The organism is Peribacillus sp., from assembly GCF_059453735.1.
In genome coordinates this window covers 11,908-32,950 of record NZ_JAZVJO010000140.1, presented here as the reverse complement: position 1 = coordinate 32,950, position 21,043 = coordinate 11,908, and the positions used below count along the sequence as shown (strand labels likewise).

Below are 21,043 nucleotides of genomic sequence, written 5' to 3'. Positions count from 1 at the left end.
CAACTTCAGACTGTACTTGAGGATTATGGGATCTATACAGAGCTGGCAGATACAGAGAATGTATTACTAGTCATCCCGCTGCTTAAAGTTAACATGGATTACCCTTTTACAGATACTATTGATAAAATCAATCTTGCACTAAATGGGAAGGAGACGGTCAAAAGGTCAGCATCACTCCCTGACTTTGTAAATGATCATCTTTTTAGTACACTTTCCTTGACCTATAAGGAGATGAAGAGGCTGCAGAAAATGTCAGTACCTTTTAATGAGTCTGTGGGTTGTGTATCAGCAGAAATGATTATTCCTTATCCTCCTGGTATCCCGTTGATTATGGCCGGAGAAATAATCACGGCCGAAAAGATTGCCTATATGGAAAAACTAAGGAATAAAGGTGGACGATTTCATGGGGGGACAGAGCTTTCCCACGGCCTTTTATTGGTATATCGATAAACTCTTAAAAGACGAAATAATAGTGTATACTAATACGATATACACTGGAGGTAACTTGCAATGAAACAAGGAATATTTATTACCATAGAAGGTCCTGAAGGGGCTGGAAAAACTACCGTATTAAAGCTTATTGGAGAATCTCTTAAAAACCTAGGTTTAGATGTGGTGTTGACTAGAGAACCCGGTGGCATCCCAATAGCAGAACAAATAAGAGAAGTCATTTTAAATAAAGAAAATACAGCGATGGATGGCCGGACTGAGGCCTTACTATATGCAGCAGCTAGAAGGCAGCATTTAATTGAAAAGGTGGTACCTGCACTGAATGCAGGGAAGATCGTTTTGTGTGATCGTTTTATTGATAGTTCTTTGGCTTATCAAGGATATGCAAGAGGACTAGGCATTGATGAGGTGTATTCCATTAACCAATTTGCTATTGATGGGTTAATGCCTCAACTGACTATTTATTTTGATATCGAGCCTGCTGAGGGGCTAAAACGGATTAAAAAAAGTGGCATACGGGAAGTAAACCGACTCGATTTAGAAGAATTACAGTTTCATGAGAAGGTAAGAGACGGGTATAAAAAGGCAATTGAACGCGAAAAAAGTCGTTTTTTTGTTGTTGATGCCAGCTTACCAATTGAGCAAGTATCAGAAGTAGTAAAAGAAAAAATACTATTCGTTTTAAAGAACAAATAAATTAGGTTTCATGGTAAAATAAAGATAATTTTACCATAACCCCATAAGATAATTGGTATAATAGATTACAGGTAAAAATTAGGATTGAACGGAGGATGATATGAATGAAAATGATTATTGCCATTGTTCAAGATAAAGACAGCAACGGCTTGTTAAGTAAGTTGGTTGATAATAACTATAGGGCAACAAAGCTTGCTAGTACAGGAGGATTTTTAAAGTCCGGGAATACCACGTTTATGATTGGTACGGAGGATGAACGTGTAGATCACGCTTTAAAAATCATTAAGGATAACTGTGAGTCGCGTCAACAGCTCATTGCGCCAGTTTCACCTATGTCCGGAAACGCTGATTCATATGTTCCATATCCCGTAGAAATTCAAGTGGGTGGAGCAGCAGTTTTTGTCTTACCAATTGAACAATTTCTTCAATTTTAAGATAGAAAGAAGATTATAATGGGTACTTTTAATTAAGATGTAAGTGAGTTGATTGTTTTGGTAACTTGGGAAAAGATGAGTGAGATACAACCGCAGATTACGACCATGCTGCAAAATAGTATGGTAAAGGGTCGTGTCGTCCATGCCTACCTTTTTGAAGGGGAAAAGGGGACAGGAAAGAAAGAGATGGGAATGCTCCTGGCAAAAGCTCTGCTTTGCCTGGACCCAACAGAAAGTCGTCTTCCATGTGAACAATGCCGTAACTGCAAAAGAATAGAGAATGGAAATCACCCGGATGTCCATGTAGTTGAACCTGAGGGGCTTTCCATAAAAAAAGAACAGATTAAAAATCTTCAAGAGGAATTTTCGAAGAAGAGCGTAGAAGCTAACTTTAAAATTTATCTTATTGATAAAGCAGATAAAATGTCTGTACAAGCTGCAAATAGTCTTCTGAAATTCCTTGAAGAGCCGCCTAAAGACACAGCGGCCATTTTACTGACAGAACAAATGCAGCGTTTACTGCCAACTATCTTGTCCAGATGTCAGATTCTCTCATTCAAACCTTTATCACGTACTCATTTGCAAAAAAAGCTGATGGATCAAGGGGTGAACGAACAAAATTCTTCCATAATATCTCATTTGACTCATAATTATGAAGAAGGAATGGCATTAAGTTCGGAGGAATGGTTTGCACAAGCCCAAAAAATAGTGGTAAGATTGTATGAAGTGATAAAATCAGATTCGCTGAAAGCATTATTATACTTACAGCAGGATTGGTTTTTACACTTTAAGGAAAGAGACCAGCTAGATAGAGGACTAGATTTGTTATTTCTTATTTATAAGGATTTACTATATATTCAGTTGGATAAGCGAAACCTGGTTGTTTTTCAAAATCAAATACAAGAATTGGAGTCTCACGCTCTCCATCTTTCTCAGAAACGCCTAGCCGATTATATGGGTGTGATTTTGGAGGCAAAAAGGAAGCTGCTTTCCAATACAAATCCACAACTGTTAATGGAACAGCTTGTGCTGAATTTGCAGGAGGGATCATCATTTGTATGATGTTGTAGGCGTACGCTTTAAAAAAGCGGGCAAGATATACTATTTTGATCCGGGTGAAATCAACATACCTAAGGACGAGTTTGTAATTGTCGAGACAGTTCGCGGCGTTGAATATGGTAAGGTAGTCACAGCCCGGAAACAAGTAGATGACCATGATGTTGTTCTGCCATTGAAGAAAGTACTGCGAGTAGCAGATGCAAAGGATAGGTTGATTGTAGAAGAAAATAAAGCTGCTGCAGCTGAAGCCTACGAAACTTGCTGTGTGAAAGTTGAAGAGCATCAACTTGATATGAAAATGGTTGATGTTGAATATACATTTGACCGAAATAAGGTCGTGTTTTATTTTACAGCGGATGGCCGGGTCGATTTTCGTGATTTAGTAAAAGATCTTGCGTCAATATTCCGAACTCGTATAGAACTTCGTCAAATCGGTGTTCGAGATGAAGCTAAGATGCTTGGGGGAATTGGTCCATGCGGCAGGATGCTGTGCTGTTCTACATTTTTAGGTGATTTTGAGCCGGTATCAATCAAAATGGCGAAAGATCAAAATCTATCGCTGAATCCAACGAAGATATCCGGTTTATGCGGACGTTTGATGTGCTGTTTGAAATATGAAAATGAAGAGTATGAAATTTCAAAGGAAATGCTTCCAGACTTAGGTGAGGTAATTAGTACACCTAATGGAAAAGGCAAGGTAGTGGGGCTAAATATTCTAGAACGAGTGCTCCAGGTTGATTTAGTCGGGCAGGACCGAGTATTAGAGTATACGTTAGATGAGATTCTAAACGAGGGAGCCGTTTCTATTCAAGCCACAGATTGATTAAGGTGGTGGGAGAGCGTGGATAAAAAAGAAATTTTTGAGTCAGTTACAAATATGGAGGCTCAAATTGGTCAATTATACACTCAACTTGGCGAATTAAAGCAGTATTTAGCAGAAGTGCTGGAAGAAAATCAGGGATTAAAGATTGAAAATGAACATTTAAGATCTCGGTTTGGCACTGTTACACAAAAAAACATCAAAGAAAAAGGTAAAATTAAGAACCTGAAAGCCGAAAGCATGGATAAGGCATTGGACATAGGGGAAGGTTACGATAATTTGGCCCGTATCTATCAAGAGGGCTTCCATATTTGTAATCTTCACTTTGGTAGTCTTCGTAAAGAAGGCGATTGTCTTTTCTGTTTATCTTTTTTAAATAAAAAATAAAATGAGGCCTTTCCCTTTTAAGGGAAGGCTTTTTCTTAAGAATAGATATTCATTGTAAATAGTACATCATAGAGGAGGCGAGAGAGTGGTTGAATTAGTTGGAGATGAACGTCTGGACTACCTCTTAGCAGAACAAATGAGAATTATCCAGAGTCCGTCTGTTTTTTCTTTTTCATTAGATGCCGTTTTATTATCAAAATTTGTAAGTGTTCCAATACAAAAAGGAAAAATAGTCGATTTATGTTCAGGAAATGGAGTTATTCCACTGTTATTGAGCACGAGGACAAAAGGAACTATTATAGGTGTAGAGATACAAGAGCGGCTATTTAATATGGCAGAACGCAGTATTCGCTATAACAAACTTGAAGAACAAATTAGCATGCGTCATAGTGATATCAAAGATATCGCTAAGGAAATTGGGTATAGCAAGTATGATGTTGTGACGTGTAACCCGCCGTATTTCCCAACGCCATCGCAGGAAGAGATAAATAAAAACGAGCATTTTGCAATTGCTCGTCATGAAATCCTTTGTTCATTAGAAGATGTAGTTCAGACGAGTTCAAAGCTTCTTAGACAGGGCGGTAAAGCAGCGTTTGTTCATCGACCAGGCAGGCTGATGGACATCCTGAGTTCAATGAGAGCAAATCGAATCGAACCGAAGCGTATTCAATTTGTTTATCCTAAACCGGGAAAAGAAGCGAATATGCTGTTAATTGAAGGAATTAAAGATGGAAGTCCAGATTTGAAAGTCCTGCCCCCATTATTTGTGTATGATGGTCAGGAATATACACCTGAAGTAAAAAGGATTTTATATGGAGAAGAATGAACACTTTTTTTATGTATTGAAATGTAGAGATCACACTTATTATGCTGGATACACGAATAATGTCAGCAAACGAGTAAGAGTTCATAACGAAGGCAAGGGAGCAAAATATACCCGCGGACGTACGCCGGTTGAACTCGTTCATGTTGAAGGATTCCCAACAAAAACAGAAGCAATGCAAGCTGAGTATCGATTTAAACAATTATCTCGAATCGAAAAAGAAAAAATTATTTTGAAGGAGAAGTGACCTAGAGATGCAGCAGCAGAAGAGTTTCGCTAAAGAAGGAGCCGAGCCGGCGTTATATTTAGTCCCTACACCAATTGGCAACTTGGAGGATATGAGTTTTCGGGCGTTGCGTATTTTAAAAGAAGCAGACGTGATTGCTGCTGAGGATACAAGAAATACACGAAAGCTTTGTAACTATTTCGAAATTGAGACACCGGTTATCAGCTACCATGAACATAACAAAGAAACGAGTGGAAGACAGATTATAGAGCAGCTTCAACGCGGACAGATTGTTGCACTTGTCAGTGATGCAGGGATGCCGACTATATCGGATCCAGGCTATCGTCTTGTTCAGGATGCGATTGAAGAAAACATAACCGTGATCCCGCTGCCAGGTGCAAATGCGGCATTGACGGCTTTAATTGCCTCTGGTATAGCACCTCAACCCTTTTACTTTTATGGATTTTTACAACGCAGTTCAAAGGAAAAAAAGAAAGAGCTTGAAAAACTGAAAAAAATTGAGTCCACTTGGATTCTCTATGAATCACCCCATCGTTTAAAAGACACCTTAAAAAGTATGCTTGATGTACTAGGTGACAGGAAAATTGTTCTTTGCCGAGAACTGACAAAGAAATTTGAAGAATTTATTCGTGGCACGTTGAGCGAATGTTTAAATTGGGCAGTTGAAAATGAGATAAGAGGGGAATTTTGTCTCATTATTGAGGGAGCTTCAGAGCAAGAAGAATCTTCAGAAAGCCTCTGGTGGGAAGGGCTGGATATTAACGAGCATGTTCAGCACTATATCGACCAAAAGGATTTGCAAACTAAAGATGCCATTAAGCAAACAGCGGTTGATCGTGATGTGCCAAAGAGGGACATTTACCAAGCGTACCATGTAGACGAATAAGTTACATCTTAAAACAGATTACAGTAAAAAGGCCGATTCCAAAGTAGGAATCGGCCTATACTATTTATTATTTTGTAACAAAGTTTTCTTGGATTTCTTTGATCAATGTTTCTGCACCTTCACGGCTAAGGATTAGTTTTCCTCCAGCTAGTGTTAGGTTATTATCAGATACTTCACCTGTAACTTGGCAAGTCATGTTAGGCTTGTATTTTTTTAAGATAATTTTTTCTTCATCAACATAAATTTCTAATGCGTCTTTTTCAGCGATGCCTAAAGTACGACGTAGTTCGATTGGAATAACCACCCGTCCTAATTCGTCAACTTTACGTACGATTCCTGTAGATTTCATAATTTTAAATCTCCTCTCAGAATAATCTAGACCCTTTATCTCTATCTTTTTCGTCATTATTCGACAATATTTTTTATAAATATAATAATACCAGCCATTCCCAAATGCGTCAATGATTTATTTTTAATGTTTTTTAAAAATGAAATATTGGAGTATAAATGCGGTTATATCAAGGGTTCTAATCTGTGTATAGGTTATGTCGAAGGGAAAGAACCGAATGGGTTACCTATGTATACTGTATACATAATCATCGAATAGCCCATAAATTAAAAGAATAATCGACAAAATAAGACAAAAATCAACATTCATAAAAATTAATGAATGTTTTTATAGTATACGACTAAATGACAATAAGTAACAAAATATTAGTCTCCAATTGTTAAATAATGAGCAATTAGAAGGAGAAGGTATATATTATTGATTAAGGAGGTAATCCTTTAGGTAGGTTAAAAATAAGAAAATGTCTTACAATAGAAAGTAGTTGTAGAGCAGTGGTTGTCTAGATGAAATGATAATAATTTGCGATGATTTATATTCGCACTTACTATAGATAAGGTAAAATAGGAATAGTAGTATGTAAAATGGATATAGTTTCTTTCATTCTTACATCAATGATTTTAGGAGGGAAAACACACATGCAAGATAAGTTAAACACCTTTTATATTACCACCCCGATTTATTATCCAAGCGGAAATTTACATATAGGACATGCATACACAACAGTAGCTGGAGACGCTATGGCGCGTTATAAGCGGATGCGTGGATTCGATGTTATGTATTTAACAGGAACGGATGAGCATGGTCAGAAGATACAACGTAAAGCAGCTGAGGACGGTGTTACTCCTCAAGCGTACGTTGATAATATTGTGGATGGCATAAAAGTCCTTTGGGATAAGCTTGATATTTCTTATGACGATTTCATTAGAACGACAGAAACCCGTCATAAAAAAGTAGTTGAAAAGATTTTTAAACAGCTGCTTGACCAAGGCGACATCTATTTGGATCAATATGAAGGCTGGTATTGTACGCCGTGTGAATCTTTCTTCACCGACCGGCAAGTTGAAAAAGGCAATTGTCCAGATTGCGGAAGATCTGTAGAGAAAGTAAAAGAAGAATCATACTTCTTTAGAATGAGTAAATATGTAGACCGCCTGCTTGCGTTCTATGAGGCTAATCCTGAGTTTATACAGCCTGAATCTCGTAAAAATGAAATGATCAATAACTTTATCAAGCCTGGTCTAGAAGATTTAGCTGTATCAAGGACAACCTTCGATTGGGGTGTGAAGGTCCCAGGGAATCCAGAACATGTTATTTATGTCTGGATTGATGCATTATCTAACTATATTACCGCTCTTGGCTATGGTACTGAAGATGATTCTAAATACTTAAACTACTGGCCGGCAAGTGTGCACTTGGTTGGAAAAGAAATTGTTCGTTTCCATACGATATATTGGCCGATTATGTTAATGGCATTGGATCTTCCTTTACCTAAAAAGGTATTTGCTCATGGGTGGTTATTAATGAAGGATGGGAAAATGTCAAAATCAAAAGGGAATGTGGTTGATCCCGTAACCCTCATTGATCGTTATGGACTTGATGCACTTCGTTACTACCTGCTTCGTGAGGTTCCATTCGGTTCTGACGGAGTCTTTACTCCTGAAGGTTTTGTAGAACGTATTAATTTTGATTTAGCCAATGATTTAGGCAACCTCTTGAACCGTACTGTTGCAATGATTGATAAGTATTTTGACGGGGTTATTCCTGTTTATACAGGTTCCAACAGTACATTTGACCAGTCCTTGCTGCAATTAAATCAAGATACCATCAAAAAGTATGAAGATGCTATGGAAAATATGGAGTTTTCAATTGCTCTTTCTACGATTTGGCAGCTTGTCAGCAGAACAAACAAATATATCGATGAAACACAACCGTGGGCATTGGCTAAGGATGAAGCGAAACGGGATGAACTGGGTACAGTAATGGTTCACCTGGCAGAGTCGCTGCGCAGAATCGCTATTCTTCTTAAACCATTCTTGACAAAAACTCCAGAAAAGATATTTACTCAGTTAAATATTACGGATGATTTGTTGAAAACATGGGAGAGTTTAGAGGAATTTGGTCAAATACCTGCTGATACAAAAGTAGCTAAGGGGAATCCAATTTTCCCTCGTCTTGAGATGCAAGAAGAGATTGATTACATTAAGAAACAAATGCAAGGCAATGAGCCTGAAGTCGAAGAGAAGAAAGAGTCAGTTATTGAAGAAATTCCTGAGGTAGATGAGATTACGATTGATGATTTCATGAAGGTTGAACTGCGCGTGGCGGAAGTACTAGAAGTGGAGCCTGTAAAAAAAGCGGATAAACTTCTTAAACTTCAGTTGGATCTTGGTTATGAAAAACGTCAAGTTGTTTCAGGTATTGCCCAATACTATAAGCCGGAAGAATTGGTAGGAAAAAAGGTAATCTGTGTAACAAATTTAAAACCAGTTAAACTTCGCGGTGAGCTCTCGCAAGGAATGATTTTAGCCGGGAGTTCAGATGGAAAACTATCTGTAGCAACAGTGGATAATTCGCTCCCTAATGGGGCAAAAGTTAAATAAGGAAAGTATAAAAAAGCATAAGAATGTTTCATAAGAAACATTTTTATGCTTTTTTAATGTTTCAACCGTCATCAAATTGATATATAAATGTGAAACATGAAGGCAGCGGCCTTTTAATAGACTTAAATGAGGAAGGAAGAAATAGATGTTATTTGATACACATGTGCATTTAAACGATGATCAATTTAAAGAGGATATTGAAGAGGTTATTAAACGAGCTCAGGAAGCTGGAGTTTCAAGCATGGTTGTGGTTGGTTTTGATCGCGCCACGATTACGAGGGCAATGGAATTAATAGAGAAATATGATTTTATTTATGCCTCAATCGGCTGGCATCCCGTCGATGCAATAGACATGCTTGATGAGGATTTAGCTTGGATTGAAGAGCTATCGTCTCATCCGAAGGTCGTTGCAATAGGAGAGATGGGGTTAGATTATCACTGGGATAAATCACCTAGGGATATTCAGAAAGAGGTCTTTAGAAAACAAATTCGTCTAGCGAAAAAGGTGAATCTGCCGATTGTCATTCATAATAGAGAGGCAACCGCTGATATTGTAGAGATTCTAAAAGAGGAACATGCCGAAGTTGTCGGGGGCATTATGCACTGTTATAGCGGCAGTCCAGAAGTAGCGAAAGAATGCCTAGATATGAACTTCTATATTTCTTTAGGAGGACCAGTCACCTTTAAAAATGCAAAAAAACCGAAAGAGGTCGCGGTAGAGGTTCCCCTTGATAAACTATTGATTGAAACGGATTGTCCATATCTTGCCCCGCACCCTTATCGCGGAAAACGTAATGAACCTGCGTATGTAAAATTAGTAGCCGAACAAATTGCTGAATTGAAAGGGTTGACGTTTGAAGAAGTTGCTGCTGCGACTACCCAAAATGCAAGGAAACTATTCGGCATTAACTGACAACATTTCTTGTCAGTTAAACACTAAGGTTGTCCGGGCGGACGGTATCCCCGTCCGTTCTACAAAACCTTCTCTTTTGGTAGTATAATGCTGTCGATAAGTCTTTCTTTTCAATAGTTAGGAGAGTGTGCATAATAGGAATTACTTTCCAAACTAGGTGTGAATAGGTTGACATCTCGGTATTTGTCTTTATATAATCACCGAGAGAAGGAGGAGTTTTCATTATTTTAGAAACTATGAAAAACCTAATTCCCAAGTCTTTTTGGAGAAAAAGAAGAGTTGTTGCGATTAGTTTGACGATTACTGTTGCTGCTGCACTAGGAATACTAATTTATCAAGGAACAAAACATACGGTTTTATTAACATTGAACGGTCAGACTCAAACGGTTTCAACACATGCTCGTACTGTACATGATATGTTAAAAGAATTAGAGATTACTGTTCAAGCTGAGGACTACCTGCATCCTTCCAAAGAAAGTGAAGTCAATAATAATCTGGCTGTTACTTGGGAAAAAGCAAAGCCTGTCAGTATCGACTTGAACGATGAAAAAAAGGAAATCATGACTACGGCTAAAACAGTTGAAGAACTATTACACATGCAGAAGATTGATATTACGAAGTGGGATAAAGTGAATCCATCTTTGGAAACAGAGCTGCAGGAAAACATGAAGATTGCTATCGAAAAAGCCTTTCCATTAAAATTGGAAGTAGGCGGTATTGAAAAGCAAGTGTGGTCGACTTCGACTACGGTCGCTGACTTTTTAAAACAACAAGATGTAAAGCTCAATAAATGGGATCGAGTTGAGCCGAAATTATCGGAAAGAGTTCATTCAAAGAACAAAATTACCGTCATTCGCGTTGAAAAAGTCACCGATGTAGTTGAAGAACCAGTTCAGTTTGCTGTAATTACAAAAGAAGATGAGAACATGGCTAAGGGAAAAAAGAAAATCTTGACAAAAGGCAGAGATGGTCTCGTTTCTAGGCAGTATGAAGTAATTAAAGAAAATGGTAAAGAAGTCAAACGTTCACTTATTTCAGAGGCTGTCCGGACCAAAAAGAAGGATAAAGTGGTCGCTGTAGGAACAAAAAGAGCGATTACACAAGTATCGCATGAGTCGAATGAAGGGAAAGTTCTATATGTGTCATCGACGGCTTATACAGCAAGCTGTAACGGTTGTTCGGGTAGGACGGCAACAGGTATTAATCTTAAACAAAATCCGGGAGCCAAGGTCATTGCAGTTGATCCAAGAGTCATTCCGCTTGGTTCTAAGGTTTATGTTGAAGGATATGGCTATGCGATTGCTGGTGATAAAGGCGGAGCTATTAAAGGGAATAAAATTGATGTTTTCTTTGCTTCTAAATCTGACGCCTATCGATGGGGTGTCAAAAAAGTTAAGATTAGAGTAGTAAATTAAATTTAGAAGTGGGAGATTGCCTATCTCCTGCTTTTTTGCGTTATAATGGTACGTACCACAATGGACATAGTAATACTATAAGCGGCCGCCGATTCAAAAGGCGCCTTTTACTAATAATGACGATCGTATGAATGGATTAGGTTCATTCATTTGGAGGGTACTATGGATAAAATTAAAGAAATCATAGTCGTTGAAGGTAAAGACGACACAGTAGCTATCAATAGAGCAGTTATCGCGGATACTATTGAAACAAATGGGTCAGCTATTAATGAATCTGTATTGCAGCAAATACAGCACGCCCAGGATACACGTGGTGTGATTGTGCTTACTGATCCTGATTTCCCTGGTCAGAAAATTAGAGGCATCATCACTGAACGGGTTCCAGGATGCAAGCATGCGTTTATTACAAAAAAAGAAGGTCAGCCAAAATCCGGCCGAGGTGTTGGAGTAGAGCATGCAAGTCCTGCGGTCATTAGGAAGGCCTTGGAAGGCGCTCAAATCACAAACGAACAAGCTGTAGAAGAGATTTCTCTACAGGACCTTGTTGATGCAGGTCTTATTGGCGGCAAAGGTGCCCGAGAAAAAAGAGAACAGATTGGCCAGATACTGAAAATTGGGTTTACCAATGGTAAACAATTGCATAAGCGGTTAAAAATGTTCCAGATCACACAAGAAAAATTTGCAGAGGCAGTCACGCAGGTTAACCAGGAGGAAAAAGATGCATAAAGATATCGCAACCCCGCTTCGGACAAAAGAAATATTAAAAAAATATGGATTTTCCTTTAAGAAAAGCCTTGGTCAAAACTTTTTAATTGATACGAACATTTTAAAGCGAATTGTCGAGCATGCTGATTTGACAGAAGAAAGTGGAGCAATAGAAATTGGACCCGGAATCGGTGCACTGACGGAACAGCTTGCAAAAGTTAGTAAAAAGGTAGCTGCATTTGAAATTGATCAACGATTAATGCCTATCTTAGCTGATACACTTTCACCTTATGACAATGTGGCCATCATCTATGAGGATATCTTAAAGGCTAACGTTGAGCAGGCCATTGAGGAACATTTTAATGGGATCGATGATTTAATGGTTGTAGCGAACCTGCCGTATTATGTGACTACCCCCATTATTCTAAAATTATTAAACGAAAATCTGCGTATACGGGGTATCGTTTGTATGCTTCAAAAAGAAGTTGCAGCACGCATTTCAGCACGTCCAGGTACGAAAGAATACGGTTCGCTTTCCATTGCAATTCAGTACTATACAGAAGCTGAAATGGTTATGATTGTTCCGAAAACGGTCTTTATGCCGCAGCCAAATGTGGATTCGGCAGTTATTAGATTGACTAAACGGGCTAAACCAGCTGTGGAAGTAAAGGATGAAGAATTTTTCTTTACTGTGACCAGATCATGCTTTGCACAGAGAAGAAAGACGATTCTTAATAACTTAACAAGTCAGCTTCCTGAGGGAAAATCAAAAAAAGAGCAGATCTTACAGGCGCTGGAACAAGCAGGTGTCGATCCTTCTCGTCGAGGAGAAACATTGACAATTGCTGAATTTGGACTTTTGAGTGATGCGTTACTACCTAATTTTAAATAGATAAATTAAAAAACAGGCTGTTCTGGGTTTTCCAGAATTAATGCCTGTTTTTTTAATACGTTGAAGACAAATAAAAAGGAATATCACCATTAAGCGGAGTGACGCATACCTTAACATGTAAAAGACGCTAGGAGGCGGGGCAGTTAATATGAATATCCATGACATCGTTGGCCGCAAGTCTTATCACTGTGACATTATCTTTCGCATTATTGATATCCGTGAGCAGGATGGAAAAACGGAAGCAATTTTGTTTGGAGAAGATATGAGACTAATAGCGGACGCCCCATTTGATGATTTACTAGCCTTAGATGAGAAAGAGCGTGAATATCGCCATAGAAACGATGAGGTTCTGCAAGAACAATCTTTGTTGTTACTCTCTCAGGATCAAGAATTACAGAAACAGAAAAGTGAATATGAAGCCAGCGATGGATACCGCTATACCGGAGACTATTTTCAAATCCCTGGTCGTGTCCTTCATGTGGACGGAGATGCTGTCTATCTGCAAAAATGTATGGATATGTATGAAAAAATTGGAATTCCTGTTCATGGTGTTTATTGTAATGAAAAAGAAATGCCATTAATGATTGGAGAATTACTTGATAAATATCGTCCAGATGTTTTGGTTATCACTGGGCACGATTCTTACTCGAAGGCAAAGGGTTCCGTTTTTGATATAAATGCTTATCGTCATTCAATCCATTTTGTTCAAGCTGTACGAGAAGCTCGAAAGAAGGTTCCTCATCTAGACCAACTTGTCATTTTTGCTGGCGCGTGTCAGTCACATTTTGAATCCATAATTCAAGCAGGAGCAAATTTTGCTAGTTCTCCATCAAGAGTTAACATTCATGCTCTAGATCCGGTTTACATCGTTGCAAAATTAAGTTTCACACCCTATTCAGAACATATCCGTGTATGGGATGTGCTGCGTAATACATTGAGCGGCGAAAAAGGGTTAGGCGGGATTGAGACGAAAGGTTTGCTGCGTACAGGAATGCCTTATAATCAAGTCCCGGATGTATGACGCTGCATTTTTTATGTATGCAGCGTTTCAAGTACAATGAAAATTCCGTAAGCAGCCTGCGGAAAAATGGATACATATTTAAAAACGATTAAGCCGATACTAATTTTGTAGAAAATTTGAGAACTTTGCGCAAAAAAACCATTGACAAACAATTTTATTTGCTGATATAATTTATCATTTTGTTTGCGTTTTAAAAGAATGTGTGTTATACTAAAATTAGTGAGGTGAACCGAAAATGCCAAAAACTTTAGCTGATATTAAGCATGCACTAGATTCAAACTTGGGAAAACGGTTGCTCTTGAAAGCCAACGGCGGAAGAAGAAAAACCGTCGAACGTTTCGGAACGTTATCGGAAACCTATCCTGCAGTCTTCGTTATTGAACTGGACCAGGATGAAAATGCGTTTGAAAGAGTATCATACAGCTATGCAGATGTATTAACGGAAACCGTACAACTTACATTCTTGAATAAGCAGCAGGAGATTTAAGCTTTAGAGTAAAGCAGCTAACCAATTACGGTTTGCTGCTTTTTTAATTGGCCATTATAATATTTTCTGATTTTGGATAAAATTATGTTAGACTGTCTATTTTTCCTCAATAGGTGGATTTATCCGTTCATGATTAGTTGAGTCATACAAATACTATCTATGTACAGTATGGGGAAGGGGTTGGTCAATTTGGGCAGAAGAAAAGGCATCATGACAGAAGGGTTTAAAGAGGAGCTTGCGAAGGAATTAGGCTTTTATGATGTCGTCCAAAGAGAAGGCTGGGGAGGTATACGGGCTGTTGACGCAGGGAATATGGTTAAGCTTGCTGTTGAAAAAGCACAAAGGCAGATGAGCGACAAAAGATAATAGTCCATGACGATCTAGTAACCATACAATTAAACCATGCTGTACACGCATAAATGGCCGGATTCCTTTTACGCACATTGGCTTGTCAGCCGATGGACTAAAGGATTCCGGCTTTTCTATGTTTTTACCTATTACAGGATTTTAGAGTCAATTATTACGTTAAACCCCTTAGGGTTTGAATATACAATGAAAAAACCTTTAGAATAAGTGCAAATATGATAAAATAAGACAAGAACTTTCAAGAACGTAAAGTAGGTGGAAATATTGAAGCTTATGGAGAAAGCCCCAGCTAAGATAAATTTGGCGCTGGATGTCCTTTTTAAGCGGCCTGATGGATACCATGAGGTGGAAATGGTTATGACGACGGTCGACCTTGCGGATAGAATTGAGCTGAAAGAAATCCGTGGTAATCAGATTGAGATTCTTTCACATAATCGATTTGTTCCAGATGATCAACGAAATCTAGCTTATCAAGCGGCTAATTTATTAAAAGAACGATTTAGTATAAATCAAGGCGTATCGATCGGTATAGAGAAGAATGTACCTGTTGCAGCAGGACTTGCTGGAGGAAGCAGTGATGCCGCTGCTACATTGAGAGGATTAAATCGACTATGGAAGCTGAATTTATCTCTTGATGAACTTGCAGTATTAGGAGCTGAAATCGGGTCGGATGTGTCGTTTTGTGTCTATGGAGGTACAGCCCTTGCACAAGGAAGAGGCGAGATTATTACACACTTACCTGTTCCGCCTAAATGTTGGGTGATTTTAGCGAAGCCAACACTCGGTGTATCTACTGCAGACGTATATAAGAGATTACAGCTATCACAAATGACCCATCCTAATGTCAAAGGTATGATAGGGGCATTAGAAGAGGGTAATTATGCAAATGTATGCAGCGGCCTTGGAAATGTTCTTGAAGATGTTACGCTTCCCCTATACCCAGAGGTAGCTAATATTAAAGAGCAGATGAGAACCTTTGGTGCAGATGCTGTATTAATGAGCGGCAGTGGCCCCACTGTATTTGGGCTGGTCGAACATGAGTCAAGAATGCAGCGGATTTATAATGGGTTAAGAGGATTTTGTGATCAAGTATATGCGGTTAGAATGCTTGGTGACCGTAATAACATTGAATAAAAACGAATAAGTGGTATAGTACAGTAAAATATTCGGATTTAAGACAGGAGGTAGAAGGATGAAGTTTCGCCGGAGCGAAAGGCTGATCGATATGACTAATTACTTGCTGGAGCATCCTGGTCGTCTCGTGCCTTTAACCTTTTTTGCAGAAAGATATAGTTCGGCAAAATCATCAATTAGTGAGGATCTTGCCATCATCAAGGAGACCTTCGAAGTAAGGGGAATTGGTTCGTTAAATACTGTACCTGGTGCAGCGGGCGGGGTAAGGTACATGGTTTCGATAAAGCCAGAAGAAGCAGTGGCTTTTATTGATGATTTGTGTGGAGTTATGACCAGTCCAAATCGGCTCTTACCAGGCGGTTATTTATATTTAACGGATTTATTAGGAAATCCGGAAACCGTAAATAAAATTGGCCGAATCATCGCTGCAGCTTATGCGAAGAAAAAAGTTGATGTGATCATGACGATGGCAACAAAAGGGATTCCTTTAGCTTATTCAGTAGCAAACTATTTAAATGTTCCCGTGGTTATCGTTAGACGCGATAACAAGGTGACAGAAGGTTCAACCGTCAGTATTAACTATGTTTCGGGATCTTCAAAACGAATTCAGACAATGGTACTGTCCAAACGAAGTTTAGCAGAAACATCGAATGTTTTAATTATTGATGACTTCATGAAGGCTGGCGGAACCGTCAATGGGATGGTCAGCTTGCTCGAAGAGTTTAAAGCAACGGTGGCAGGTATAGCAGTCCTTGTAGAATCAGACCGCGTTGAAGAGCGTCTTGTTGATGAGTATATATCTTTAATTAAGTTATCCGAAGTGGATGAAAAGGATAAAACCATTCATGTCACTAGAGGAAACTATTTTACAAAAGAAGCATTTCAATAAGGAGGATGTACTATGAAATCGATACACACGAATGAGGCGCCGGCGGCAATTGGCCCCTACTCGCAAGGAGTCATTGTAAATAATCTTTTTTATAGCTCTGGACAAATTCCTTTAACAGCAGCAGGTCAGATGGCAGACGGTGATGTGAAGCAGCAAACACACCAGGTCTTTACAAATTTGAAGGCTGTACTGAAAGAAGCAGGTTCATCACTTGATCAGGTTATTAAAGCAACGGTATTTATAAAAAGTATGGACGATTTTGCGCAGATAAATGAGGTTTACGGAACTTATTTTGCGGAACATAAGCCTGCTCGTTCTTGTGTTGAGGTTTCAAGGCTCCCAAAAGATGCATTAATTGAAATAGAAGTAATTGCGCTCGTTAAATAAATGCGAGCGTTTTTTTTATATAAAAAAATAAAAAATGATCACCTGACCAATTTTTTTGAAAAAAGCTGATAGTGGGCAAAAAGTCGTAGGAAGACTGTTCTATCAACATTTACGGGAATAATAAATGTAACAGCGCTTACAATAAATACGAAAAACTATCTTTTTTCAAAAAAATTTACAATTCTTAGAAGGATTTCACATTAATTTGTGGAATATGTACTTTAAGTTTCTAACAATTTGTGAAGGTGGTGAATAGAATGGAAGTGACAGACGTTAGATTGCGCCGTGTTAATACAGATGGCAGAATGAGAGCGATTGCTTCGATAACATTGGATAATGAATTTGTTGTTCATGATATTCGTGTAATTGATGGCAATAATGGTTTATTCGTAGCTATGCCAAGTAAAAGAACACCTGATGGTGAATTTAGAGACATCGCCCATCCTATCAATTCCTCAACACGAGGAAAAATCCAAGAAGCAGTACTAGCAGAGTACCATCGTTTAGGAGAGTTGGAAGTTGAATTAGAAGAAGCGGGTGCATCTTAATAATGTAAGGAATGTTTAGCATCAAGAGCCTACTTCACAAGTAAGGCTCTTTTTAATGTGAGAAAATTCCTCCATACTTATACCCTATTTTATATACCGTAAAACATTCGAAAAACCCAAATTTTTTTAACTAGAAGTAGAAAAAATATAAAAAAACCCTCATAACAGTATATAATAAGGATAAAGGGAATGAAGATATACATACTTGCAGCACGTTTGAGCAAGTTTCTTTTGTATGTAAACAATTGACAAAAATATGTATTTTACATCCTACCTTGAAAACTAGTGATATATACGATAATATTTTTAATGGATAAATAGCTTAAATGGAGGCCTGTAATGAGTAATCGTTATGCAATTATATTGGCAGCAGGACAAGGTACTAGAATGAAATCCAAGCTTTACAAGGTATTGCACCCTGTATGCGGGAAACCAATGGTACAACATGTTGTCGACCAAGTTAAGCAGCTTCGTACAGAAGAAATTGTAACCGTTATTGGCCATGGTGCTGAATTGGTACAAGACCAACTTGGGGCAAGTTCTCAATACGCCCTTCAAGATAAGCAATTAGGAACAGCCCACGCTGTTATGCAGGCTGAACAAATTTTAGCAGGGAAATCTGGAACAACGCTTGTTATTTGCGGCGACACGCCTTTAATTAAGGCTGAAACAATGGAAGCATTGATCAGCATCCATGAAGAAGCTAATGCAAAAGCAACGATTCTAACTGCAGCTGCGGACAATCCTGCTGGATATGGAAGAGTAATCCGCAATGAATCAGGGCAGGTTCAGAAGATTGTTGAACATAAAGATGCAAATGAATCTGAACTGACAGTCAAAGAGATTAATACGGGAACGTACTGTTTCGATAACGAGGCGCTATTCAACGCTTTGAAAAAGGTATCCAATGAGAATGTACAAGGCGAGTACTATTTGCCCGATGTTATTGAGATATTGAAAGCTCAAGGAGAAGTCGTGACAGCTTATCAAACGAATGACTTTAATGAAACAATGGGTGTCAATGACCGCATTGCTTTATCAGAGGCAGAAAAAATTATGCGTAAACGGATAAATGAAACCTTGATGAGCAACGGGGTAACGATTATTGATCCCGCGTCTACTTATGTGGATGCAGATGTCATAATCGGGCAGGATACCATCCTATACCCTGGAACAGTGATTCAAGGACAAACTCAGATTGGCACTGATTGTGTAATCGGACCTAATACGGAACTGAAAAACATCCGACTAGGCAACCGTTCAGTAGTGAAGCAATCTGTGGCACATGACAGTTCAATTGGTTCTGATGTCAATATTGGACCGTTTGCTCACATTCGCCCTCAGTCAGATATAAAAGACGAGGTTAAGATTGGCAATTTTGTTGAAATCAAAAAAGCTTTATTCGGCAAAGCCAGTAAAGCGTCTCACTTGAGCTATATTGGAGATGCAGAAGTTGGAGAAGATGTTAATATAGGCTGTGGTTCCATTACGGTTAATTATGATGGTAAGAACAAATATCTGACTAAAATAGGCGACGGAGTATTTGTAGGCTGCAACTCTAATCTAGTAGCTCCAGTGGCTATTGGAGAAGGAGCATATATTGCTGCTGGTTCTACGATTACAAAAGATGTACCAGGAAAAGCAATGGCTATTGCACGCGCCCGCCAAACGAATAAAGAAGATTACGTTAACAAACTGAAATTCAACAATTAACCCCAACGGAGGTTCATCATGTCAAACCAGTATTTAGATCCAAACCTGAAAGTTTTTTCTTTGAATTCAAATTTTAAATTAGCACAGGAAATCGCTGAAGCAATTGGAGTAGAGCTTGGTAAATGTTCAGTATCACAATTCAGTGACGGTGAAGTGCAAATTAACATCGAAGAAAGCATTCGGGGATGTGACGTATACGTCATTCAATCGACCAGCCAGCCTGTTAATGAACATTTGATGGAATTGTTGATTATGATTGATGCCTTGAAACGTGCATCTGCAAAAACGATTAATATCGTTATGCCTTACTATGGATATGCTCGTCAAGATCGCAAGGCTCGTGCTCGTGAACCAATTACAGCCAAGCTGGTTGCAAATTTACTGGAAACAGCAGGTGCTGATCGTGTCATAACATTGGATCTACATGCACCACAAATTCAAGGTTTCTTTGATATCTTAATTGATCATTTAATGGGAGTTCCTATTTTAGCTGATTATTTTGAAGCTAAGAACTTAAGTGATCTTGTTATTGTATCTCCGGATCATGGAGGAGTTACACGCGCGCGTAAACTGGCTGATCGTCTTAAAGCTCCAATAGCGATTATAGATAAACGCCGTCCGCGTCCGAATGTTGTAGAAGTGATGAACATCGTTGGTAATATTGAAGGAAAGACTGCTATCTTAATTGATGATATTATCGATACTGCTGGAACAATTACGCTAGCGGCTAATGCTCTTGTAGAAAATGGAGCAAAAGAAGTGTACGCATGTTGTACACACCCAGTTCTTTCTGGTCCTGCTATTGAGCGGATTGAAAATTCCAAAATAAAAGAGCTCGTTGTTACGAATACCATCGCTTTACCAGATGAAAAACGTACAGCAAAAATCGTTGAATTATCTGTTGCCTCTCTAATCGGAGAAGCAATCGTTCGTGTTCACGAAGAGCAATCTGTAAGTACATTATTTGATTAATACAAAAAACGGCGGAATCTATAATTCGCCGTTTTTTTGTTTTTTTAAAGACTCTGATGTTTAGAAAATATTCAAAAAGGGCATTGTAAAAGAGATAATATACTACTAAAGATGTTTAATTTAGAGAGGCGGAGAATATATGAGTAACGTATTAACTGCAAGAGAACGGACTGAATTTAAAGGATCGAACTTAACGGAACTAAGGAACGACGGAAATATTCCTGCTGTAGTCTACGGGAATAAAAATGATAGCAAAGCAATTACTATAAATAGCAAAGATCTTTCTAAAACTATAAAAGAAGTAGGACGTAACGGTATCATTTCTCTAGACGTTGAGGGTACTAGCTATGATGTAATGTTATCAGATTATCAAAAAGATGCGATAAAAAATCAAGTTTTTCATGCTGATTTTTTAATTGTTGATATGGGTACAGAAATTGAAGCGCAGGTCCGTGTTGTACTTGTGGGTGACGCTAAAGGCGTGAAAGAAGGCGGCGTCTTGCAGCAATCTATTCATGAACTAAATGTGACAGCTAAACCAAAAGAACTTCCAGAATCAATTGAAGTGGATGTTACTGGTTTAGAAATCGGTGATACACTGACAATTGCTGATATTAAAGGTAACTACCAAATCGCAAATGATGAAGAAGAGGTGTTAGCTTCCGTTCTTGCTCCTCGTCAAGAAGTAGAAGTTGATGAAACAGAAAACGAGGGCGAGAACGCAAGCGAAGCTTCTCCTGAAGCGTAAACGGCTAAGTAACTAAAAAAAAACATGCTATAATAGACGTAACCGTCCTGGTTACGTCTATTGTTGTAGAGAATAATGAGGACGTATCGAATTTACTTTTCA

At 38.5% G+C, this 21,043-nt stretch carries 25 protein-coding genes; 24 read left to right on the top strand and 1 reads right to left on the bottom strand.

All coding sequences use genetic code 11. From position 1 onward, the window contains the following. From AC52RT_RS04875 to rsmI, 9 genes are all read left to right on the top strand, one after another. Positions 1-450, top strand: a 450-nt coding sequence (locus AC52RT_RS04875; protein WP_495539709.1) for an Orn/Lys/Arg family decarboxylase, incomplete at its 5' end; no start/stop codon positions are given. Positions 451-510: 60 nt separating this feature from the next. Next, positions 511-1,146, top strand: a complete 636-nt coding sequence (tmk, locus tag AC52RT_RS04870; RefSeq protein WP_495539708.1) for a dTMP kinase — start codon at positions 511-513, stop codon at positions 1,144-1,146. 104 nt (positions 1,147-1,250) lie between these two features. Continuing rightward, positions 1,251-1,580: a cyclic di-AMP receptor DarA gene (gene darA, locus AC52RT_RS04865; protein ID WP_040375004.1), complete on the top strand. Its 330-nt coding sequence runs from the start codon at positions 1,251-1,253 to the stop codon at positions 1,578-1,580. A gap of 75 nt (positions 1,581-1,655) precedes the next feature. Beyond that, entirely contained in the window at positions 1,656-2,642 is a 987-nt protein-coding gene (holB, locus tag AC52RT_RS04860) for a DNA polymerase III subunit delta' (protein ID WP_495539707.1), read from the top strand. Continuing rightward, complete coding sequence (locus AC52RT_RS04855) at positions 2,635-3,462, top strand: PSP1 domain-containing protein (RefSeq protein WP_040375003.1); 828 nt, start codon at positions 2,635-2,637, stop codon at positions 3,460-3,462. Before holB ends, AC52RT_RS04855 begins: the two co-directional genes overlap by 8 nt. A gap of 18 nt (positions 3,463-3,480) precedes the next feature. Then, the gene (gene yabA / locus AC52RT_RS04850) at positions 3,481-3,846 is read left to right on the top strand and encodes a DNA replication initiation control protein YabA (protein ID WP_495539706.1); all 366 of its coding nucleotides are present in this window, start codon (positions 3,481-3,483) and stop codon (positions 3,844-3,846) included. A gap of 85 nt (positions 3,847-3,931) precedes the next feature. After that, a complete protein-coding gene (locus tag AC52RT_RS04845) occupies positions 3,932-4,672 on the top strand; it encodes a tRNA1(Val) (adenine(37)-N6)-methyltransferase (RefSeq protein WP_495539705.1) in 741 nt (246 codons plus the stop codon). After that, positions 4,659-4,916, top strand: a complete 258-nt coding sequence (locus tag AC52RT_RS04840; protein ID WP_495539704.1) for a GIY-YIG nuclease family protein — start codon at positions 4,659-4,661, stop codon at positions 4,914-4,916. Before AC52RT_RS04845 ends, AC52RT_RS04840 begins: the two co-directional genes overlap by 14 nt. Before the next feature lie 7 nt (positions 4,917-4,923). After that, positions 4,924-5,802, top strand: a complete 879-nt coding sequence (gene rsmI, locus AC52RT_RS04835; protein ID WP_495539703.1) for a 16S rRNA (cytidine(1402)-2'-O)-methyltransferase — start codon at positions 4,924-4,926, stop codon at positions 5,800-5,802. A 67-nt stretch (positions 5,803-5,869) separates the two neighbouring features. On the opposite strand, the gene abrB is transcribed toward rsmI, so the two are convergent. Beyond that, on the bottom strand, positions 5,870-6,151 hold the full coding sequence (abrB, locus tag AC52RT_RS04830) for a transition state genes transcriptional regulator AbrB (RefSeq protein ID WP_340850502.1): 282 nt from the start codon (positions 6,149-6,151) through the stop codon (positions 5,870-5,872). A 635-nt stretch (positions 6,152-6,786) separates the two neighbouring features. On the opposite strand from abrB, the gene metG reads away from it, so the two are divergent. The 15 genes from metG (at position 6,787) to AC52RT_RS04755 (ending at position 20,941) form a co-directional block, all read left to right on the top strand. Further along, on the top strand, positions 6,787-8,751 hold the full coding sequence (gene metG / locus AC52RT_RS04825; protein WP_495539702.1) for a methionine--tRNA ligase: 1,965 nt from the start codon (positions 6,787-6,789) through the stop codon (positions 8,749-8,751). A gap of 145 nt (positions 8,752-8,896) precedes the next feature. After that, positions 8,897-9,664 carry a TatD family hydrolase gene (locus tag AC52RT_RS04820; protein WP_495539701.1) on the top strand — a complete coding sequence of 256 codons (768 nt, stop codon included), beginning with the start codon at positions 8,897-8,899 and terminating at the stop codon, positions 9,662-9,664. A 236-nt stretch (positions 9,665-9,900) separates the two neighbouring features. Beyond that, positions 9,901-11,079, top strand: coding sequence for a ubiquitin-like domain-containing protein (locus AC52RT_RS04815; protein WP_495539700.1), 1,179 nt, complete (start codon positions 9,901-9,903; stop codon positions 11,077-11,079). Between the two features lie 150 nt (positions 11,080-11,229). Beyond that, entirely contained in the window at positions 11,230-11,805 is a 576-nt protein-coding gene (gene rnmV / locus AC52RT_RS04810; protein ID WP_495539699.1) for a ribonuclease M5, read from the top strand. Next, the gene (gene rsmA, locus AC52RT_RS04805) at positions 11,798-12,676 is read left to right on the top strand and encodes a 16S rRNA (adenine(1518)-N(6)/adenine(1519)-N(6))-dimethyltransferase RsmA (protein ID WP_495539698.1); all 879 of its coding nucleotides are present in this window, start codon (positions 11,798-11,800) and stop codon (positions 12,674-12,676) included. Before rnmV ends, rsmA begins: the two co-directional genes overlap by 8 nt. Positions 12,677-12,824: 148 nt before the next feature. Beyond that, positions 12,825-13,697, top strand: coding sequence for a sporulation peptidase YabG (yabG, locus tag AC52RT_RS04800; protein ID WP_495539697.1), 873 nt, complete (start codon positions 12,825-12,827; stop codon positions 13,695-13,697). 235 nt (positions 13,698-13,932) lie between these two features. Continuing rightward, positions 13,933-14,184, top strand: a complete 252-nt coding sequence (gene veg / locus AC52RT_RS04795; RefSeq protein ID WP_040374992.1) for a biofilm formation stimulator Veg — start codon at positions 13,933-13,935, stop codon at positions 14,182-14,184. Positions 14,185-14,373: 189 nt separating this feature from the next. After that, positions 14,374-14,550 carry a protein sspF gene (locus AC52RT_RS04790; protein ID WP_340850495.1) on the top strand — a complete coding sequence of 59 codons (177 nt, stop codon included), beginning with the start codon at positions 14,374-14,376 and terminating at the stop codon, positions 14,548-14,550. A gap of 264 nt (positions 14,551-14,814) precedes the next feature. Then, entirely contained in the window at positions 14,815-15,684 is an 870-nt protein-coding gene (gene ispE / locus AC52RT_RS04785) for a 4-(cytidine 5'-diphospho)-2-C-methyl-D-erythritol kinase (protein WP_495539696.1), read from the top strand. A gap of 58 nt (positions 15,685-15,742) precedes the next feature. Further along, complete coding sequence (purR, locus tag AC52RT_RS04780) at positions 15,743-16,573, top strand: pur operon repressor (RefSeq protein ID WP_495539695.1); 831 nt, start codon at positions 15,743-15,745, stop codon at positions 16,571-16,573. Positions 16,574-16,585: 12 nt separating this feature from the next. Further along, positions 16,586-16,960, top strand: coding sequence for a RidA family protein (locus AC52RT_RS04775; RefSeq protein ID WP_495539694.1), 375 nt, complete (start codon positions 16,586-16,588; stop codon positions 16,958-16,960). Positions 16,961-17,217: 257 nt separating this feature from the next. Beyond that, positions 17,218-17,508, top strand: a complete 291-nt coding sequence (gene spoVG, locus AC52RT_RS04770) for a septation regulator SpoVG (RefSeq protein WP_495539693.1) — start codon at positions 17,218-17,220, stop codon at positions 17,506-17,508. A 339-nt stretch (positions 17,509-17,847) separates the two neighbouring features. Beyond that, entirely contained in the window at positions 17,848-19,221 is a 1,374-nt protein-coding gene (gene glmU, locus AC52RT_RS04765) for a bifunctional UDP-N-acetylglucosamine diphosphorylase/glucosamine-1-phosphate N-acetyltransferase GlmU (RefSeq protein WP_495539692.1), read from the top strand. An 18-nt stretch (positions 19,222-19,239) separates the two neighbouring features. Then, positions 19,240-20,193, top strand: coding sequence for a ribose-phosphate diphosphokinase (locus tag AC52RT_RS04760; RefSeq protein ID WP_340850490.1), 954 nt, complete (start codon positions 19,240-19,242; stop codon positions 20,191-20,193). Positions 20,194-20,332: 139 nt separating this feature from the next. Next, positions 20,333-20,941, top strand: coding sequence for a 50S ribosomal protein L25/general stress protein Ctc (locus AC52RT_RS04755; protein ID WP_495539691.1), 609 nt, complete (start codon positions 20,333-20,335; stop codon positions 20,939-20,941). Positions 20,942-21,043 lie beyond the last annotated feature (102 nt).

Excerpts from the sequence above, each read along its gene's own strand:
- tmk (WP_495539708.1), top strand. The coding sequence starts at position 511 with ATGAAACAAGGAATATTTATTACCATAGAAGGTCCTGAAGGGGCTGGA.
- darA (WP_040375004.1), top strand. The coding sequence starts at position 1,251 with ATGAAAATGATTATTGCCATTGTTCAAGATAAAGACAGCAACGGCTTG.
- holB (WP_495539707.1), top strand. The coding sequence starts at position 1,656 with ATGAGTGAGATACAACCGCAGATTACGACCATGCTGCAAAATAGTATG.
- AC52RT_RS04840 (WP_495539704.1), top strand. The coding sequence starts at position 4,659 with ATGGAGAAGAATGAACACTTTTTTTATGTATTGAAATGTAGAGATCAC.
- rsmI (WP_495539703.1), top strand. The coding sequence starts at position 4,924 with ATGCAGCAGCAGAAGAGTTTCGCTAAAGAAGGAGCCGAGCCGGCGTTA.
- abrB (WP_340850502.1), bottom strand. The coding sequence starts at position 6,151 with ATGAAATCTACAGGAATCGTACGTAAAGTTGACGAATTAGGACGGGTG.
- metG (WP_495539702.1), top strand. The coding sequence starts at position 6,787 with ATGCAAGATAAGTTAAACACCTTTTATATTACCACCCCGATTTATTAT.
- AC52RT_RS04820 (WP_495539701.1), top strand. The coding sequence starts at position 8,897 with ATGTTATTTGATACACATGTGCATTTAAACGATGATCAATTTAAAGAG.
- AC52RT_RS04815 (WP_495539700.1), top strand. The coding sequence starts at position 9,901 with ATGAAAAACCTAATTCCCAAGTCTTTTTGGAGAAAAAGAAGAGTTGTT.
- rsmA (WP_495539698.1), top strand. The coding sequence starts at position 11,798 with ATGCATAAAGATATCGCAACCCCGCTTCGGACAAAAGAAATATTAAAA.
- yabG (WP_495539697.1), top strand. The coding sequence starts at position 12,825 with ATGAATATCCATGACATCGTTGGCCGCAAGTCTTATCACTGTGACATT.
- veg (WP_040374992.1), top strand. The coding sequence starts at position 13,933 with ATGCCAAAAACTTTAGCTGATATTAAGCATGCACTAGATTCAAACTTG.
- purR (WP_495539695.1), top strand. The coding sequence starts at position 15,743 with ATGAAGTTTCGCCGGAGCGAAAGGCTGATCGATATGACTAATTACTTG.
- AC52RT_RS04775 (WP_495539694.1), top strand. The coding sequence starts at position 16,586 with ATGAAATCGATACACACGAATGAGGCGCCGGCGGCAATTGGCCCCTAC.
- spoVG (WP_495539693.1), top strand. The coding sequence starts at position 17,218 with ATGGAAGTGACAGACGTTAGATTGCGCCGTGTTAATACAGATGGCAGA.
- glmU (WP_495539692.1), top strand. The coding sequence starts at position 17,848 with ATGAGTAATCGTTATGCAATTATATTGGCAGCAGGACAAGGTACTAGA.
- AC52RT_RS04760 (WP_340850490.1), top strand. The coding sequence starts at position 19,240 with ATGTCAAACCAGTATTTAGATCCAAACCTGAAAGTTTTTTCTTTGAAT.
- AC52RT_RS04755 (WP_495539691.1), top strand. The coding sequence starts at position 20,333 with ATGAGTAACGTATTAACTGCAAGAGAACGGACTGAATTTAAAGGATCG.